Annotated in this window: 17 protein-coding genes; 3 read left to right on the forward strand and 14 right to left on the reverse strand. The window is 35.4% G+C overall.

Translation table 11 applies throughout. From position 1 onward, the window contains the following. Window positions 1-26: 26 nt before the first annotated feature. The gene (locus P8M54_RS06605; protein ID WP_300286501.1) at window positions 27-836 is read right to left on the reverse strand and encodes a lysophospholipid acyltransferase family protein; all 810 of its coding nucleotides are present in this window, start codon (window positions 834-836) and stop codon (window positions 27-29) included. 114 nt (window positions 837-950) lie between these two features. Continuing rightward, complete coding sequence (locus P8M54_RS06610; RefSeq protein WP_300286474.1) at window positions 951-1,601, reverse strand: CoA pyrophosphatase; 651 nt, start codon at window positions 1,599-1,601, stop codon at window positions 951-953. An 89-nt stretch (window positions 1,602-1,690) separates the two neighbouring features. On the opposite strand from P8M54_RS06610, the gene P8M54_RS06615 reads away from it, so the two are divergent. Then, complete coding sequence (locus P8M54_RS06615) at window positions 1,691-2,125, forward strand: DUF4268 domain-containing protein (protein ID WP_300286476.1); 435 nt, start codon at window positions 1,691-1,693, stop codon at window positions 2,123-2,125. Between the two features lie 24 nt (window positions 2,126-2,149). Here the strand turns inward: P8M54_RS06615 and P8M54_RS06620 are convergent, their stop codons facing one another. The 10 genes from P8M54_RS06620 to guaA all read right to left on the reverse strand — a co-directional run bounded on the left by P8M54_RS06620 (window position 2,150) and on the right by guaA (window position 15,030). After that, window positions 2,150-2,560, reverse strand: coding sequence for a hypothetical protein (locus P8M54_RS06620; RefSeq protein ID WP_300286478.1), 411 nt, complete (start codon window positions 2,558-2,560; stop codon window positions 2,150-2,152). 10 nt (window positions 2,561-2,570) lie between these two features. Continuing rightward, complete coding sequence (locus P8M54_RS06625) at window positions 2,571-3,515, reverse strand: nitronate monooxygenase (RefSeq protein ID WP_300286479.1); 945 nt, start codon at window positions 3,513-3,515, stop codon at window positions 2,571-2,573. Window positions 3,516-3,529: 14 nt separating this feature from the next. Then, on the reverse strand, window positions 3,530-5,137 hold the full coding sequence (locus P8M54_RS06630; protein ID WP_300286481.1) for a S8 family serine peptidase: 1,608 nt from the start codon (window positions 5,135-5,137) through the stop codon (window positions 3,530-3,532). Window positions 5,138-5,216: 79 nt separating this feature from the next. Beyond that, the gene (gene mnmA / locus P8M54_RS06635) at window positions 5,217-6,404 is read right to left on the reverse strand and encodes a tRNA 2-thiouridine(34) synthase MnmA (RefSeq protein WP_300286482.1); all 1,188 of its coding nucleotides are present in this window, start codon (window positions 6,402-6,404) and stop codon (window positions 5,217-5,219) included. 71 nt (window positions 6,405-6,475) lie between these two features. Next, complete coding sequence (locus tag P8M54_RS06640; protein ID WP_300286483.1) at window positions 6,476-7,189, reverse strand: hypothetical protein; 714 nt, start codon at window positions 7,187-7,189, stop codon at window positions 6,476-6,478. An 89-nt stretch (window positions 7,190-7,278) separates the two neighbouring features. Beyond that, window positions 7,279-9,180, reverse strand: coding sequence for a membrane protein insertase YidC (gene yidC, locus P8M54_RS06645; protein ID WP_300286485.1), 1,902 nt, complete (start codon window positions 9,178-9,180; stop codon window positions 7,279-7,281). Between the two features lie 85 nt (window positions 9,181-9,265). Then, complete coding sequence (locus P8M54_RS06650) at window positions 9,266-10,882, reverse strand: CTP synthase (protein ID WP_300286487.1); 1,617 nt, start codon at window positions 10,880-10,882, stop codon at window positions 9,266-9,268. Window positions 10,883-11,034: 152 nt separating this feature from the next. Further along, window positions 11,035-11,268: a DUF3820 family protein gene (locus P8M54_RS06655; RefSeq protein ID WP_300286489.1), complete on the reverse strand. Its 234-nt coding sequence runs from the start codon at window positions 11,266-11,268 to the stop codon at window positions 11,035-11,037. 147 nt (window positions 11,269-11,415) lie between these two features. Then, the gene (locus P8M54_RS06660; RefSeq protein ID WP_300286492.1) at window positions 11,416-13,368 is read right to left on the reverse strand and encodes a LysM peptidoglycan-binding domain-containing protein; all 1,953 of its coding nucleotides are present in this window, start codon (window positions 13,366-13,368) and stop codon (window positions 11,416-11,418) included. Window positions 13,369-13,500: 132 nt separating this feature from the next. Beyond that, a complete protein-coding gene (gene guaA, locus P8M54_RS06665; protein WP_300286493.1) occupies window positions 13,501-15,030 on the reverse strand; it encodes a glutamine-hydrolyzing GMP synthase in 1,530 nt (509 codons plus the stop codon). Window positions 15,031-15,200: 170 nt separating this feature from the next. Here guaA and P8M54_RS06670 point away from each other — a divergent pair, with 170 nt between their 5' ends. Both P8M54_RS06670 and P8M54_RS06675 read left to right on the forward strand, forming a co-directional pair. Continuing rightward, on the forward strand, window positions 15,201-15,728 hold the full coding sequence (locus tag P8M54_RS06670) for a hypothetical protein (protein ID WP_300286495.1): 528 nt from the start codon (window positions 15,201-15,203) through the stop codon (window positions 15,726-15,728). Between the two features lie 312 nt (window positions 15,729-16,040). Continuing rightward, window positions 16,041-16,640 (forward strand): hypothetical protein, encoded by a 600-nt coding sequence (locus tag P8M54_RS06675; RefSeq protein ID WP_300286497.1) that lies wholly within the window; start codon window positions 16,041-16,043, stop codon window positions 16,638-16,640. Between the two features lie 7 nt (window positions 16,641-16,647). Here the strand turns inward: P8M54_RS06675 and P8M54_RS06680 are convergent, their stop codons facing one another. Then, window positions 16,648-17,349 (reverse strand): hypothetical protein, encoded by a 702-nt coding sequence (locus tag P8M54_RS06680; protein WP_300286499.1) that lies wholly within the window; start codon window positions 17,347-17,349, stop codon window positions 16,648-16,650. A gap of 208 nt (window positions 17,350-17,557) precedes the next feature. After that, window positions 17,558-18,198 (reverse strand): hypothetical protein (locus tag P8M54_RS06685; RefSeq protein ID WP_366525129.1); only part of this gene is annotated, 641 nt, incomplete at its 5' end.

Consider the following 18,198-nt stretch of genomic DNA (forward strand, 5'->3'; position numbering starts at 1 on the left):
GATTTACTATGTGGTTCCTACAAAACTTAGTAATCCCACTTACGCAATTTATTTAATTTTTCTTGTTCTTCGATTTCCTCAACCGGAATGACTTTTAAAAAGGAAGCATGTTGCTCAATGGCGTATTCTACTTTCTCTACGATTGCCTCAATACTATCGTTTTCATAATCAATATCAAGAGGTTCTTTCACGATGAAGGATTGTAGTATCCCTTTCTTTTTCACTCGCAATCCTTTTTTATCAAAAGACCGTCTGAAGCCATCAATCACAATAGGAACGACGATGGGTTTATGCTCCATGATAATATGTGCTGTACCCTTTCGAACTGGCTTAAATGATTTGGTTGTTCCTTGCGGAAATGTGATCACCCAACCGTCTTTTAATGCCGTTTTTATATTCTCAGTGTCATTAGGATTGACATCTCTTTTTTCTTTGACATCAACTCCTTTAGAACGCCAGGTTCTTTCTACGGTTATCGCACCGGCATAAGCCATAATTCGCGGTAACAATCCCGCTGTCATGGTTTCTTTGGCCGCAACATAATAGATATTTAATTTGGGTTGCCACAAATAACAGACGTTTTTAATGGTATCGTCACGACCACTCAAACTGGCGTTAAAAACATGAAACATGGCTACTACATCAGCAAAATAGGTTTGATGATTGGATATAAAAAGCACGTTGGTATCAGGTAAATTCCTAAGAATATCTGATCCTTCGATTTGTAATTCATTAAAACCACGGTAACGCCTGTGTGTAATAGCGCCAAATATTCGGATTAACCATTTCTTAAGAATAAGAATATGGCCAAAAGGATTTCTTTTCAACAAACCCATAAAATTATTTAATTTATCATTTTTGGAACGCAAACATACAAAATATTTTTAAAGTGAATCCTTTGCTGCAAGCAATACAAAGTAGCGAAAAAATACGGATAAAAAAAATGTTTTCTATCTTTTAACTTCGTACACCGTTTTTAGTACTTCCTTTAATTCACTTAACATCATTGCGGTGGCTCCCCACACCATATTGTTTTCGATTTCAAAAGCTGGCACCACCATATCTTGACCATAAGAAGTTGATAATTGTGTACAAGTAACAATACTTTCATCTAAAAAAACAGCTAAAGGGAGCTCGATAATTCGAGCGACCTCAGATGGATCGGGTATAAACTGCAATTCCTCCTTGGCAATTGCTAAAAAGGGATGTACCATAAAGTTACTAGGCGGAATGTACATGGGAGTAAATGGTTTGAGCAGCTCTACATCTTGCGGATGTACCCCAACCTCTTCATAGGTTTCTCTCAAAGCTGTGTGAGACAAGTCATCGTCTGTGTATTCATACTTCCCTCCTGGAAATGCAACTTGAGCCGAATGTACTCCTTTATACGTATTGCGAACAATCAATACCAAATGAGTTTGGTCCTTTTTGGGATAAAAAAGCATTAAAACAGCTGCTTTTTTAGGTGGTGTTGCTGATTTTTCAGGACCGTCTATCGTTTCTAACCTTTCTACAGGAGCCATGATAGCATGCGCCTTCCTTGCGGGCAGAACCGTTGTAGCTATTAAAGGAACATGTTGTAAAAAATATTGGAAATCCATAATCAAAGTCTATTTTTGCACAAAGAGTTACTGTAAATATAGTTTAGAAATACGTTTGAAGCTATTTATAAAATCCAAATTTAAAAAAAATGTATAGTAGAGAAGAAACTCAAAAATTAAAAAGAGAATTCTGGGTCACATTCGCTGAGAAATATCCTCGCAAATGGGTTTTGTACGACACCAAAATCAAGGATTTTTCTTTTAAATTTTATGTAGATAATAAAAAAGCACAAGTTTTAATTGACATCGAACACCGCAGTGATGAGAAACGCATGGCCTATTTCGAAAAAATTGAAGCCCTAAAAAACATACTCGAAGAGGAATTTATAAAAGATCTGGTTTACGAACAGAATTATGTTTTAGAAAACGGAAAAGCCATTTCGCGTATATGGGTCGAACGACTAGGTGTCGGTTTTAGCAATCGAAACTATTGGGATGAAATATTTGATTTTTACTTTGAAAAAATGGATGCTTTAGAGCGTTTCTATTTGGAATATGACGAATTCATCAAGGATATAGACTAACAATTTTTCGTAATTCCACTGCGACTACATATTAAAAATATTGTACAAAATTATGTGGTCGTCGTAGGTGATATAAAGTTGCTTTCGGTTTTCTTGCTTTTTTCTGGTTATAATTGAAATGGTGCAATCCAAGCCATTGTTGTCTCTACAAACAAAAGAATAAACAATATCAGTGTCGTTCTCTTGAACAGGAACGTAATCTACAATCTCGAATAATTGAATGATTTGGGAATAAACCACAAACCTATTTTTGTTTGTATCTAAGGTCACTAAAAGATTGACTAAGTTAAGCTCAGACCATTTACCCCATTTTGCCTTACTATTTTTTTCTAAAACACTAACACCCGAGGTTTTAAATTTATACGTTTGGCTATGGCCTTGTTGCATCCCAAAAGCGACAAAAAGTACTACCAAAAACAGTTTTAATTTATTCATTATTCATTAGTTAAAAAAGGATAGAATTTACTTCATTTTGAGCAGACTTCATTTCAGCTATCATTTCAATTACGATAGCTTCAGCCGATTTGATTTCGTTAATTAAACCAGCGATTTGACCAATTTCCAGCTCACCGTCAACCAAATTCCCTTCAAACATACCTCTTTTTGCTCTAGCACGACCTAAAAAAGCCACTAAATCTTCCTTCGACGGGCATTTACCATAGAGCTCTTGCAAATCGTCAAAGAATTTATTTTTGATTAAACGCACTGGCGCTAATTCTTTTAATGTTAGTTGTGTGCCTCCTTCTTTTACCGCAAGGATCGTTTCTTTAAAACTACTATGGGCCGAAGATTCGATTGATGCTGCAAAGCGACTACCCACTTGAACACCATCTGCACCCAAAACCATCGCAGCAAGCATACCGCGACCAGTAGCGATTCCACCAGCAGCAATCACCGGAATTGTTAGTTGTTCTTTCACCATTGGTATTAAGGTAAGAGTTGTAGTTTCTTCCCTTCCATTGTGACCACCTGCTTCAAAGCCCTCAGCAACTATTGCGTCAACACCAGCGGCTTCCGCTTTTAAAGCAAAAGTACTGCTACTCACCACATGCACTACGGTAATACCATTCTCTTTTAAATAAGCGGTCCATGTTTTAGGATTTCCAGCCGAAGTGAAAACAATTTTAACGCCTTCCTCAACAATGATTTTCATGATTTCCTCAATATTGGGATACAACATAGGAACATTCACTCCAAAGGGTTTTGTTGTGGCTTTTTTACATTTTTGAATGTGCTCCCTAAGTACTTCGGGGTACATCGAACCAGCACCTATAAGACCTAGACCACCTGCATTACTAACAGCACTAGCCAATTTATATCCACTAACCCAAATCATACCCCCTTGAATGATGGGATATTTTATATTAAAAAGAGAACAAATTCTATTCATTTTAAAAGTAACTGTTATTGTTTTATAATTCTTCCGGTTTTAACGAACGCATCTGATTGTATTTGATAAATATACAAACCTTTAGTTAGTGACTGTAGAGAAAAAGTTTCTTCTGCTTCATTTAGTTGTTTTTCGAATACTTTTTCGCCTCTGAGCGAATAAAAGATTACGGATCCTGTAGAAACACTTTCTGGAAAACTAACCCTCACTATATCAGTAACAGGATTAGGATAAATGCCAAAAAAAGGAGAATCAAATCCTACTACATTAAGTGTTTTAGCTGTACTGAAATTAGGAATTCCGTATCCGTACTGCGGTGTCGGACTGTTAAAACGATCTGCTGATTGAATGACTAAATCTCTTATTTCACGATTCGTTTTATTAGGAAGCGCTTGCCACAAACAAGCGATCATACCGGCCAATATGGGACTAGAAAAAGAAGTACCGTTTGCTGTAATAATGTTCCCCTTTTCGTCAGATAGTACACTCGCTGCTCCTTGCGCCATAACCTCTGGTTTTACTCTATTATCGAAACTAGGTCCGATGGAACTAAAACTAGCTTTTAATTTAGTTGCTGTCACAGCACCCACTGAGATTACATTGAATGCATCTGCAGGTGCTGCGATATGAGGCTCAGATGACCCGCCGGAATTACCCGCTGAAGTCACCACAATCATTCCTCTGCTAAAAGCAATATCTGCTCCTCTAGAAATGAAAGTAGTATTTCCATTCATCTGACTGTAGGTATGGTTGTAAGCACTGTTATCAAAATCAAAATAACCAAGAGAGGTATTGATAATATCCACACCTAGCCTATCTGCTTCCTCAGCCGCTTCTACCCACAATGATTCTTCTATTGGATTTTCATTAGCGCCGTCTTCGGTAATAAATAAATAATAAGACGCATCAGGAGCAGTTCCTACCAATTCGCCTTCCTTATACCCTCCCATAGTCGAAAGTACGTACGAGCCATGCGTGTCGCCTGTAAAAAAATTAGGATCTCGACCTACATAGTTATAACCACCTAAAATTTGATTGTTGTTTCTTAGCCTTGCAAAAGGCAAAACCGTATTGACACCCGGAAATCCACCATCTAGAACAGCGATTATTTTTCCCGATCCTGTAAAATTTTGCTGGTGTAAAACCGTTCCCTTTAGCATCTCGATTTGATTTTGAGAAGTACCATAGGCAAAGCTAATCTTGGCATCTTTGGTTTTACTTGCTACCTTAGTTTTAGATTGTTTAACTAGTTTATTTGCTTGGTTTAATGCCTTATTGGCAAAATCAATTATATCGACAAACGATTTGGACTTCAATGCATTGATATCAGCGGCTGATCCACGAATGTGCAGTGCGTTAAGCCATTTAGATTGCGCTTTCACTTGTATGCCCAGCGAAGCCTTGACTTGATTTACATAGTCGGACTCGATCGGTACATCTTTACTATCTAGCGCTATATTTTGGTTAGCTCTCCTGTCCAATGCTCTTTGGGTCAACATTTCCAATGGCGCGTTTAGGTAGTAAGAAGCGCTAGGCTTGTCCTTGAAATAGACCCATGCATCTTCTTGAGCGAATGCTCCTGCTGCAACCAAAAAAACAAGAAATACATATAATTTCTTCATGGGATGGATGGGATGTGTTATACAATTTAAAATCGGTGGAGTAAAAAACTACCGTCGATTCTCTTTTTAAGACACTAAGCTAAGAAATTACTCCCGAACCAACTAATTCTTCATCTAAATACCAAGCAGCAAACTGCCCTTCTGTAATGGCTGATTGTGGTTCTTCAAACGAAATGTACATTCCTTGCTCAAATTGATGGAGCGTTGCTTTTTGTAAAGGCTGTCTATATCTAGTTCGAACACTATATTCCTTAGACTCACCAACAGCAAGCTGCATATCAGTACGAACCCAATGTACTTCGGATTTTTCAATAAATAAAGCCGATCTAAACAAACCAGGATGTTGGCTAGTTAAACCCGTATAAATGGTATTAGTAGCTACATTTGTGCCAATGATAAACAAAGGATCAGTGGTTCCGCCAACATTTAAGCCTTTGCGTTGTCCCACAGTAAAATAATGCGCCCCTTGATGTTTACCTACTACTTTACCCATTGTTGGAGTATACGCCAACTTGCGGGCTGCCAAGGCTAGCACCTCTTGTTCATCTAACCCTGCTGTACTTGGAACATTATAGATGGCGTCATTTTTATCAATTTGAATGATAATCCCCTCTTTGGGTTGTAATTTTTGTTGTAAAAATTCTGGTAAACGGACTTTTCCAATAAAGCATAAACCCTGAGAATCTTTTTTCTCAGCAGTTACCAATTCCATTTCAGCAGCAATTTCGCGAACTTGAGGTTTGGTTAATTCGCCTATAGGAAATAAAGATTTAGCCAATTGCTCTTGAGACAGCTGACATAGAAAATACGATTGATCTTTATTGTTATCAGCACCAGCTAACAACTGATACATTTTTTCACCATTAACTTCTGTTTCTGATTTTCGGCAATAATGTCCTGTAGCAACATAATCAGCACCTAAGCTCAAAGCAATCTTCATGAAAACATCAAACTTAATTTCACGGTTACAAAGAACGTCAGGATTAGGAGTTCGTCCCATTTCATATTCTTTGAACATATAGTCTACAATTTTTTCTTTGTATTCTTCGCTCAAATCAACTGTTTGAAAAGGTATCCCTAATTTCTCTGCTACTAGCAAAGCATCATTACTATCTTCTAACCAAGGGCAATCATTCGATATAGTAACCGAATCGTCATGCCAATTTTTCATAAAAAGACCTATCACCTCATACCCTTGTTGCTGCAATAAATAAGCTGCAACACTTGAATCAACACCGCCAGAAAGTCCTACTACAACACGTTTCATTCTAAAAACTTTAAAATTTTATAAGACGGCAAAGTTACAAAGATTATCGCACTAATTATCCCACCTTAAAGTTAAATCCTATTAGCCCTAGAAGCCTCTTGGGGATTACTCATATTAAACTCATTTACTAATTTACCCTTTTTATAAAATTGCCAAATTCCCGACTTTTTACCATTCGAAAACTTCCCTTTAGAAACGATGCTGTCATCAGGATCTTTGAAAACAGCTAGACCATCGTATAGGTTGTTTTTATAATTAGCTTCTTCTAGAACGACACCGTTTTCAGCATATTTTTTATAAAAACCATTTTTTAGGTTGTTCTTATACATTTGCTCCTCTGCAATTTTACCATTTGGATAATAAACAGAACGCAAACCTTCTAATTTACCTTTAGAATAATTCTCTTTGGTCATAACAACGGTGGATCCTTGGTGGTAATATTTCCACTCCCCTTCAAATTGACGTTTGAGTACTTTACCTTCGCTTACTTTGTTTTTAGATTGATCATAAAAAGTAGTATACGCCACCTCATCAGCAGGATTGAATTCTCGAGTCGCAATTAACGAAGCAGCCTTCGTATCATCAAAAAATTTAAACAAACCCACCTCTTTGCCGTGATTGAAGGTTCCTTCATAACGCGGCCTTTTCGATTCCGGATACGACCCTTTCCACAATCCGTCTTTCTTACCATTAGAATCTAATCCATTTACACCCGTTTGAGCGTGACTAGTTACTCCTGATAAAAAAAGAAGCACCACCAATGCAAAACTATAACATGCTTTCATAACCTATTTATTGTACTAACGTATTAAGAATATTAAAATTACGATTTAAAACAAAAAAATCTCGAATTAACGAGATTTTTTTGTTTTGCTTATTTCTTTTTTTGTTGCTCTTTTAAAGCTTCTTGCTGCTCCATTACTTCCTGTAACTTCTTTTGAAATTTACCTTGTTTCTTAGGCTCTTTCAATTTGTTTTCTTGGATTTGAGCATGAATTTTATCCGAATCAATAATGTAGTTTTTAATCACTAACATAATTCCGATTGTAATTGTATTAGAAATAAAGTAATACAAACTCAATCCTGAAGCGTAACTATTAAAGAAAAGCAACATCATCAAAGGAGAAATATAGACCATGATTTTCATCATCTTAGCCATATCAGGCATTCCTTCTTGCTGTGGTGCTTGCATTTGCTGATCACCAGTCGTCATTTTCATATAGAAGAAAATTGCAATAGAGGCTAATATTGGAAATAAACTAATGTGATTTCCGTATGCTGGGATATGAAATGGTAATTGATAAATCGAATCAAAAGAAGATAAATCATCTGCCCATAAAAATCCTTTTTGTCTCAAACTCAATTCCGATGGAAAGAATTGGAACAAAGCATAAAACACAGGCATTTGCAGTAAACCAGGTACACAACCAGCCATTGGATTTACACCCGCTTTGTTATATAATTTCATGGTTTCCTGCTGCTTTTTCATAGGCTCTTTTTTGAACTTTTCACCTAATTCAGCAATTTCAGGACGCAATACTTTCATTTTTGCTTGAGACAAGAATGATTTATACGTTATAGGAGACATTACTAGCTTAACTAAAATTGTAAACAATACAATCGCCCAACCTTGTTGAATAAACAAAGTCAAAAATCCAAACATAGGAATAAACGCATGACGGTTAATCCAACCAAAGATTCCCCAACCTAGAGCCACAATATCCTCAAGATTTCTATCGTAAGTTTTAAGTAACTTATAATCTGTTGGACCATAATACCAATTCATTTTTTCATCAATCTCTCCGTTTTTAAAGGCTAACGGAACGATCGCTTTAAATTGTTTCGTGTAGGTTGTGTCGATGTTATCACCTCCAACTAGGTTGTTGGTATACAATTCAGCCTTCTCAAAAGGTACGTCAGTTAATAAAATACTTGAAAAGAAATGTTGCTTGTAGGCGATATAAGAAACCTTCTCTACATTCTCCGTTTTATCTTTTGACTGTCCTAAATAATCACTTTTACCATCCTCATACTCATAATACATTTCAGAGTAACGGTTTTCAGTCGTTAAACTTTTCTCATTTGAATAGGCTTTCAAGTCCCATTCTAAATTTAATGGCTTAGCAGCGTTCAGTACTTTATTTAAACCTTGTGATTGGATATCAAAATCCAACATGTAATCATTTGCTTTAAGCACATATTTATATTCTAAATAGGCATCAGCTCCAGCTTTCAAGCGCATCGACAAAATTTGATCTTCACCATTTTTTGTTAATGTAGGCTCAAAAAACAAGTCTTTAGTATTTAAAGTACGATTATCATTAGTGACCAATTGTACATTTAAATTAGCATTGTTGTCTTTAATTAAAGCCACCAATTCCCCTGATCCTTTCTTGAAACGCTCGTAGTTTTTTAATGTAGCTTCAACAATATATCCCCCTTTATTGGCAATTTTTAACGTTATAAGCTTGTTTTCAATAGTAGTGTAAGCTTCTTTGGCAGAAGGTAAAGTAGCTGAATAAGCAAAATCTCCTAATGATTTTTTTAAGTTCGCAAGTTGTACAGTATCACCTGCTACAGCCGGAGCGGCCACTTCTTTAGTTGTATTTACGTTCTCTTTTGCTTTGGTTTCATTTGCAACGACCAATTCTTTTTTAGCTTTCTCAGCAGCAACTTCGGCTTCTGAAGGTTGATTTTGGTACATTATCCAAATAAAAATTCCAAAAATCAATACAAAACCAATTAACGAATTGGGGTCAAACTTTTTTTCTTCCATTATAACTTAAATTATTGTTTGCTTTATTTGCTTATTGTATTTCAATAAACGTTTTCATTATGTAAGACGCTTCTTTCGCAACCTACTATTTACTTCTTTTTGCTTTAACCGCTGCCGCCACAAAATTCACAAAAATTGGATGTGGGTTTGCAACTGTACTCTTATATTCAGGATGGTATTGTACACCTATAAAAAACGGATGCTCTTCAATTTCCACAATTTCTACTAAACCAGTATCCGGATTTACTCCTGATGCTTTCAATCCTGCTTTTTGCAACGCATCTACATAAGCACTGTTGTACTCATAGCGATGACGGTGACGCTCCGAAATCATAGTTTGACCGTAAATTTGGTGTGCCAATGATCCTTCTTTGATTTCACATTTCCAAGCACCTAAACGCATAGTTCCTCCTTTTTCGGTAACATTTTTTTGCTCTTCCATCAAATTGACAACAGGATGAGGAGTTCCCTCGTTCATTTCTGTTGAATTGGCTTCCGTATAGCCTAAAACCGTTCTTGAATATTCGATAACCGCCATTTGCATCCCTAAACAAATTCCGAAAAACGGCATTTTGTTTTCACGAGCATAGCGAACTGCTTCAATTTTACCTTCGATACCACGTTCTCCAAATCCAGGAGCAACAAGTATAGCATCTAGTCCTACTAATTTTTCTTTTATAGTAGCCGCTGTGATAAATTCAGAATGAATTGAAACTACGTTTACCTTCGTTTCATTCGCTGCACCAGCATGTATAAATGCCTCTAAAATTGATTTATAGCAATCCTGCATTTCCACATACTTACCAATTAAACCAATGTTTACGGTATGTTTTGGATTTTTAATGCGTCGTAAAAAAGTGTTCCAATTCTTTAAATCAGGAGCCGCTTTCTTAGGCAAATCTAATTTTTTCAAAGCAACAATATCAAGCCCTTCTTCTAACATTAAATTAGGCACTTCATAGATTGTTGAAGCATCGATAGACTGAATTACTGCTTCTTTTTTCACGTTACAAAACAAGGCTAGCTTGTTGCGTATTTCTTGTGAAAGTTCGTGCTCCGTTCTACAAACAAGAATATCGGCTTTGATTCCGCTTTCCATTAATGTTTTAACCGAGTGCTGCGTTGGTTTTGTTTTCAATTCTCCTGCTGCAGCTAAATAAGGAACAAGTGTTAAATGAATAACAATTGCATTGCTTTCCCCTAAATCCCAAACTAACTGACGAACAGACTCTATATAAGGTAAAGATTCAATATCTCCAACCGTACCACCAATTTCTGTAATCACTATATCATAATCACCAGAGTTACCCAGTAATTGCATTCTTTCTTTAATCTCATTTGTAATATGAGGAACAACTTGAACCGTTTTTCCTAAAAACTCTCCTCTTCTTTCCTTTTCAATTACCGACAAATAAATTCTACCAGTGGTAACATTATTGGCTTGTGAAGTAGGTACATTCAAAATGCGTTCGTAGTGCCCTAAATCTAAATCCGTTTCTGCACCGTCATCTGTTACATAACATTCCCCATGTTCATAAGGATTTAAAGTTCCCGGATCTACGTTTAGATACGGATCAAATTTTTGTATTGTCGTTCGATACCCTCTTGCTTGTAACAATTTTGCTAAAGATGCTGCTATAATTCCTTTACCTAAGGAAGAAGTCACACCGCCTGTAACAAAAATATATTTCGTTTGATTCATTCTGTTGTTGTTTGTGTTGTAGTTGTGTAAAAAACTTGGCAAAAATACGATTATAAATTGAGAATATGCTAATTTGAAAATGAGATAATTGATAAAATTACTTTTTACAAAACCTGCCTACAATAAAGCAAAAACCTCATTGTGTAGCTACATCAATGAGGTTTTGGATATTTTTTTTTAATGTTCCGAATTAAATCTTCCAGACCATTCAATTTTAGTTCATAAACTAGTTTTAATTGATCGCCTAAAACTCCATTAGGGAAGCCTTTATTATGATACCAAACTACATAATACTCTGGTAGATCTATTAAAAAGCGTCCTTCGTATTTACTAAAAGGCATTTTAGTATGCGCTAATTTAACTAGTAGTTCTTGATTCTTATCCATTTTTATTTTTGACTTGACCAGCTTAATTTATTGTTAGTTTCAAACCCAATTACTGGCAATTCCCTTCCTTAATTTTATTTACTTTTAAACTGATTACTATGCTTTTACTATAAGGTTAATTGATTTTTAAAAACGATAGCAGAAGAATTATTTAGCTTCCTTTATTGTTAAGTCTTCATCATAATACATAATAAACACCCCTTTATTGGTGTAACCACCATCGGGTTTTTTGTAATATTCAAATTTACTTTCCACCTGCTCTGTTGCCACAGCGTTTACAGTTTGTTCAAATTTAACTTCTTGAGCCATACGCATCATGGTATCAAAAGTGACATCAAAACCGCGTGTAGCATAATTGGATGGAAAAATCGCATTTGCTTTTTTGAACTTATTTTCAAAAACCACTGCCTCAGGTAAGATATTATCTCTAGAAACCGATGGATACATTAATTTCAATTTCGTAAGATTCAAGAATTTAATTTCATCTGAGTCTAGGGTATCATTTGGTTCTAGAATGACCAACTGCACTTGATAATCAGCCATCGCACTTAGCATTGCTGCTATAGTGGATTTTATCATCATAGTGTTTGCTGTTTCCATTACCACATAATTCATTCTTCCTTTAACCAACATACCCTTTAAACTTGCTGCCGAAATACTGCTACTACCGCTCAAGGCTACCAACGGAACAGTAGGTTGAAACTCCTTCAAATAGTTCAAGATCGATTCTTTTTTCTTGTCCACAACAGCCATTATGTTTCCGTTTTTAGAGCGCATATATTCAAACATTTTATTCTTTACAACTTCAGGAGCTGGAATTGTTTGAAACAAATTACCGTAAGGATTACCAACATCCTTAGATAAAGGCGAAATTACAGGAACATTGTTGGCACTTACTAATTGGGCAGTTGACTCTGCGTTGCTTTGGTAAAAAGGACCAACAATTGCATTGGCATTTTTTAATTTATTTGCAGCAATTAACGATGCAATTGCCGATGAATTTTTAGTTTCTTGCGAATCATAAATCTCAACATCTATTGGTAAACCTAATGTTTTCGCAGAGTCTATTGCAATTAATGCACCCGCATAAAAATCCAATGTCATATTTAAAAACTTGTCCTTTTTTATACGTTCTACGGTGGTATTGGTAGAATCGTTTTCAATCCTTGCGATATTAAAAGGCAACAATAACACCAATCGTTTGCGAGTATCAAAATTAACATTTGGAGTCAAAGCAGTATATTCTTTTTTAACCTGGTCCATACTTATAACTTTACCTGGTACTTTTAAAATCATCCCTATTTCGACTCCTTCTTTCAGGATTGGATTTATAGCAATCAATTCCTCTTGCGTCAAACCAAAAGTCTTAGACAAACTGTATAAAGTTTCTTTAGGCTGCACTTCGTAGTTGGTATAATTTACTGCTGCTACTTTATTATTTTGAACCGTTGTCTCTTTTTTAGGTTGTGCATCAGTAGCAATCGATTGTGTTTTAGGAGCAGTTCCTTTGATAAGCAACTGATACCCTATAGGTAAATTCGCTACTACATCCGGATTCTTTTTTTCTAATTCTTCTATTGTGATTCCATATTGCTTAGCGATAGAATATTTAGTTTCCTTTGGCATAACCTCATGAAAAATTGCTTTTTGAGTTGTAGACGTACTTGTTGCGACAGCTTTTGAACCCTTTTGAGACGGAATTACTAAGGTTTGACCTATTTGTAAGCCGTCTTTCTCTAAAAATGGATTTGCCTTTTTTAATTCGACCTCCGTCACATCATACATTTTTTGGATGCCATACAGTGTTTCTTTTGCAGTAACAATATGAGAACGATCTGATGTATTTGATTTGTTCCCTACATTTGAAACAGCCGTTTTTAAAGAGGATTGCTTCGCAATAAGCAAAATACTATTTGGTTTTAAACCTGATTGCGCATCCGGGTTTAATTGATAGATATCGTAAGGAGTTACTTGATACTTTTGAGCAATTTGACTTATCGTCTCTCCTTTTTCTACTTTGTGAGTAACTGGTTTTGATTGAGAAAAAATAGAACTATTCCCAATTAGAAGTGTAATAAATAGGGTGAAAAAATATTTCATTGTTTTGTTTATGTAGATGTTTGCTCCAAAGATAACAAAAACGGTACCAAATTTTAGAGTTAAAATTAGGTACCGTCCTTAAAATATCTAGTTCTTTTCTAGTTTTATGATCAATTTAAAAAACGATCATTCTTATTCCCATTCGATAGTTGCTGGTGGTTTTGAGCTGATGTCATAAACAACTCTATTCACACCTTTTACTTTATTGATAATATCATTTGATACTTTCATCAAGAAATCATAAGGCAAATGTACCCAGTCAGCGGTCATTCCATCAGTTGATTCCACTGCTCTAAGCGCCACTACTTTTTCATAGGTTCTCTCGTCACCCATTACTCCCACACTATTCACTGGCAGCAAAATCGCTCCTGCTTGCCAAACTTTGTCGTATAATCCCCAAGATTTCAATCCGTCGATAAATACTTTATCTACATCTTGTAAAATTTGTACTTTTTCTAAAGTGATATCACCTAAAATACGAATAGAAAGTCCTGGTCCTGGAAAAGGATGTCTTCCTAATAATTCAGGATCAATTCCTAATGAAGCTCCTACACGACGCACTTCATCTTTGAAAAGCATGCGCAAAGGTTCCACAATTTTTAATTTCATATAATCTGGTAATCCACCCACATTATGGTGCGATTTAATAGTAGCCGAAGGTCCTTTCACAGAAACCGATTCAATTACATCAGGATAAATTGTTCCTTGTGCCAACCAAGTTACATCTTCAATTAAATGAGACTCAGCATCAAAAACTTCTATAAAAGCATTTCCTATGGCTTTTCGTTTTAATTCGGGATCCGTTACTCCAGCCAAAGCATCATAAAAACGTTGCGAAGCATCAACTCCTTTAACATTTAAGCCCATTCCTTCGTATTGATCTAATACACTTTGAAATTCATTTTTACGTAGCAAACCGTTGTTTACAAAAATACAATACAGGTTTTTTCCGATAGCTTGGTGCAATAAAACTGCTGCCACAGTAGAATCTACTCCTCCAGATAGTCCTAAAACTACTTTATCATTTCCTACTTTTTCTTTCAACTCAGCCACCATTTCTTCAACAAAAGCTGTTGGAGTAAATGTTTGCGGAACTTCAGCAATTTTTACAAGAAAATTTTCCAACATTTTTGATCCATCCGTAGAGTGAAAAACTTCGGGATGGTATTGTATAGCATAGGTCGTCTCTCCATCAATTTTGTAGGCAGCAAATTCCACATCATGGGTACTTGCAAGCTTTACACCATTAGTAGGCAACGCTTTAATACTATCACTATGGCTCATCCAAACTTGACTGTTTAGATCTACACCTTCAAAGAATATTTCGTCTTGTTTGATAAACGATAGATTGGCTCTACCGTATTCTCTCGTGTTCGACGCAGCTACTTCTCCTCCACTAAAGTGTGCCAAGTACTGAGCGCCATAACAAACAGCGAGTAAAGGCAATTTACCTCTTATTTGAGATAAATCAGGATGAGGAGCATCCTCTCCTCTAACAGAGAAAGGGCTACCACCTAAAATTACGGCTTTATAACTTGATAAATCACTCGGAAAATGATTGTATGGGAAAATTTCGCAGAATATATTTAATTCGCGAACTCTACGCGCAATAAGCTGTGTGTATTGCGATCCGAAATCTAAAATAAGTACGTTGTGTTGCATGCGCAAAAATACTTTTTATATTTTGAATTGAAAAATTGATTTTTGAAAAATATTAGTTTTATTTCGGCACTGTATAACAGCCTTCCCGCACAAGCTAAAAAACCACAATAATTAAATTTACGTATCTTTAACCAAAACCCATTTTTTTAAAACAAAAAATTAATACTTACATGAAAACAAAAATTTATTTGCCTTTAATCCTTTTAACACTTTTTTTAAGCTCTTGTAATGTGATAGACGATCTACTGACCTTCTCTGTAGACAATCAAACCACTTTTAAAATCGCAAGTGGTTTTCCACTTGGGACTGCTTTTAGTGTAGTTACTCCCGAAGTAACAACTAACTCCAGTTCTACTTTTGAAAATAACAACACCAAAGCCGATTTAGTTAAAGACGTTGCCTTAACCTCTCTAAAACTGACAATCACCAATCCAACAGATAAGTCATTCAGTTTTTTAAAATCAGTTACTTTATATATTTCAACTGATGCCAATGACGAAATCGAATTAGCCTATCTGGAAGACATCAATGCAACAACTAGCTCGATTGATTTAATCCCTAGTAAAGCTAAATTAGACAAGTATATCAAAGCATCTTCCTACAAAATCAGGACCAAAGCAGTCACAAAAGAAACCTTAGCACAAGATATCAGCATAAAGGCTGATATGAAATTTAAAGTAACAGCCAATCCTTTTTAATTCATTGGCTGCAGGAAAAAAATGTACCGCAACTTTCTTTTTTGTGAAGTTGTACAGTAGAAAATACTAATCCAAAAACAAATCTACTGTTTTAGCCATCAAATCCCTATTGAAAAGGTTTACAAAAAGTAGATTTTGTAGCATAAATTACTAGATTGAATCTGAAAAAAACCCGTTTTTTTTCAGATTCATCTATTTTCACTATTTTTACGATTGTAATACCACAAACCTGCAATACAACAACTACTACTAAGCCCTTAGGCTAGAGTGGCGGTAATTCATGTAGGAAACCAAAACAAATAAATTCGTACTATGAAACTAGAAGAAATGAAACGAATAAGGATTTATCCTAACGAAGAATTTAGAGAAATTATAGTGGAGGACAAACTGAGACTGCGTTACGCGGTTTCAAATAAAGGACGACTCATGAGTTTTGTAGATGATATTACTTTTGGTCGAATACTTAGGGGAGGAAATAGCGACGGATATAAAATGTTTCGCTATACCTTAAACGTAGATGGTAAAATTAAAACGAAACACCGTTTCGTATCGAAACTTGTTGCAGAATTTTTTGTTCCAAAAACGAGCGAAGACCAAACTTACGTTTTACATTTAGATAGAGTTCGCGATAATGACGATTATAGAAATTTGAAATGGGCTACAAGAGCAGAAATGATTGAACACAGTAAAGCCAGTCCTTTTGTAAAACAAGCGAAATTAAATTTAATCGAACACAACCGGAAGGCAGATGGTCGTAAATTGACTGTTACTAAGGTAATGCTAATTAAAAAAATGCTAGCAAGACCCGATCAAAAAACCAGAATGAAAATGATTGCGAAACAATTTGGCGTAAGCGAAATGCAAATCAGCAGAATAAAATCAGGTGAAAACTGGAGTCAAGTCAAAATCTAGACCCCGTTTACTCTTTTATAAATTTGAATTTAGATTTAACACCGGTATCAAAATTATTCCATAAATCAGACAGTAATAAATTACCCTCTGCATCATATATGTAGAATGCACCTGTATTTCCTCCTAGCGTACCGCGATTTAAGGCTTGTAATTCTAAATCATTGATTCCCTTTTGCAACTCGACTTTAATCTCTTTAAAAGTACTATCTAAATATAAACTAGGTGCTAAAACAGTGCTTTTGTAATTGTGGATCATGGTTGCCTTAATTAAGTCGCCATCTATAGCGCCATAATCACGCACTCTAATCACTAATCCTGCAGATTTAGTGGTGATTACGCCAAAATCCAAATCTTTTAAGTTTAAATAGGAAGTATCTTCTTTGAGGCCTTCTTTAACTAAAGCTTTATCAATAATTATATTCATCTTGTCTCTAACGGCATCACCAGGATTTATGAAATCATTGGTACGTGTCATCGAAATAGGATCAGGATCTCCTATTTTAAAATCAGTACTCGGTAACTTTAATTCTGGTTTTTTAAACAAATCAGGTGCTAAAATATCGGGTTTGGTTGTCGGTAAGGGAGCTACTTTCTTAGTTTTAATCCCCATATCAACAGGAGGAATGGACTTGAATTTTTTGCCAAACTCCATTTGAGAATAGCCATTAGCTGCAACGCACATCATAAAAAGCAAAAAAACCTGTTTCATATACTAAATCTTTCTTCCTAAACTATATGCAACAAATATACCAAGCTTTAGTTTTAGAAACTAAAAGCACTCCAAACATTAAAAAAATTTTAACCTTATGCGCCATATTGATTTATGGTATATAAAAAAATAGCTATTTTACATCTAATTATTTTTTTAAAAAAAATGATGTAAAATAGTTATTATTCCAGTTGAAATGTTCCGCTACTTAGGGCTTTTCAATAATTATAGTCGCGATATATCCTGTACCAATATTCCATTGATTAGACAAAATCAGCGCTCCTTTGTCGTCAAAAACTTGAAATTCAGCTGTATTAGGTGGTGCAAAGCCTTCGTTTAGAGCTTCAAAAACAATTCTATTTACACCTTTTACCAATTTAACTTCAAATTCTTTATAGGTTCCATCTAATAGTGCATCATAGTCCACCACGATATCATTAAAAGTAACTCTGATTTTATCACCATCTAAATAAGCTCCATCTCTAAATCGAACTTTAGCAGTGGATGAAGCCGACTTATAAATTCCTAAATCTTGATCTCTTCTGTACACTTCAGTGGCTACAATGGCTTCACTTTTGGGCATTTTAAAATCATTTTTAGGTATCGGATCAGCTACATAAGGCTTAATTTTTGGCGGATCCGGAATTGGTTTCCCCACCACTCTTGGTTTTACAGGTTTTTCTTTAGCAGGTACTACTTTCGATTTAGAATTAAATTCTTCCTGAGCATATCCACTTGACATAGCCCCAAGTAACAATCCACAAAGCAAAATTCGGTTTAGCGCTATCGTTGATCTGTACTTCATTGTATTTATTTTTAAAGTTATTAAAAGAAAACTATCTACTAGTT

The sequence above is a fragment of the Flavobacterium sp. genome (assembly GCF_029242675.1).
Taxonomy (GTDB): domain Bacteria; phylum Bacteroidota; class Bacteroidia; order Flavobacteriales; family Flavobacteriaceae; genus Flavobacterium.

Bases quoted from the DNA above. Each gene is read 5' to 3' on its own strand.
- P8M54_RS06605 (WP_300286501.1), bottom strand. From the start codon at position 836: ATGGGTTTGTTGAAAAGAAATCCTTTTGGCCATATTCTTATTCTTAAG.
- P8M54_RS06610 (WP_300286474.1), bottom strand. From the start codon at position 1,601: ATGGATTTCCAATATTTTTTACAACATGTTCCTTTAATAGCTACAACG.
- P8M54_RS06615 (WP_300286476.1), top strand. From the start codon at position 1,691: ATGTATAGTAGAGAAGAAACTCAAAAATTAAAAAGAGAATTCTGGGTC.
- P8M54_RS06620 (WP_300286478.1), bottom strand. From the start codon at position 2,560: ATGAATAAATTAAAACTGTTTTTGGTAGTACTTTTTGTCGCTTTTGGG.
- P8M54_RS06625 (WP_300286479.1), bottom strand. From the start codon at position 3,515: ATGAATAGAATTTGTTCTCTTTTTAATATAAAATATCCCATCATTCAA.
- P8M54_RS06630 (WP_300286481.1), bottom strand. From the start codon at position 5,137: ATGAAGAAATTATATGTATTTCTTGTTTTTTTGGTTGCAGCAGGAGCA.
- mnmA (WP_300286482.1), bottom strand. From the start codon at position 6,404: ATGAAACGTGTTGTAGTAGGACTTTCTGGCGGTGTTGATTCAAGTGTT.
- P8M54_RS06640 (WP_300286483.1), bottom strand. From the start codon at position 7,189: ATGAAAGCATGTTATAGTTTTGCATTGGTGGTGCTTCTTTTTTTATCA.
- yidC (WP_300286485.1), bottom strand. From the start codon at position 9,180: ATGGAAGAAAAAAAGTTTGACCCCAATTCGTTAATTGGTTTTGTATTG.
- P8M54_RS06650 (WP_300286487.1), bottom strand. From the start codon at position 10,882: ATGAATCAAACGAAATATATTTTTGTTACAGGCGGTGTGACTTCTTCC.
- P8M54_RS06655 (WP_300286489.1), bottom strand. From the start codon at position 11,268: ATGGATAAGAATCAAGAACTACTAGTTAAATTAGCGCATACTAAAATG.
- P8M54_RS06660 (WP_300286492.1), bottom strand. From the start codon at position 13,368: ATGAAATATTTTTTCACCCTATTTATTACACTTCTAATTGGGAATAGT.
- guaA (WP_300286493.1), bottom strand. From the start codon at position 15,030: ATGCAACACAACGTACTTATTTTAGATTTCGGATCGCAATACACACAG.
- P8M54_RS06670 (WP_300286495.1), top strand. From the start codon at position 15,201: ATGAAAACAAAAATTTATTTGCCTTTAATCCTTTTAACACTTTTTTTA.
- P8M54_RS06675 (WP_300286497.1), top strand. From the start codon at position 16,041: ATGAAACTAGAAGAAATGAAACGAATAAGGATTTATCCTAACGAAGAA.
- P8M54_RS06680 (WP_300286499.1), bottom strand. From the start codon at position 17,349: ATGAAACAGGTTTTTTTGCTTTTTATGATGTGCGTTGCAGCTAATGGC.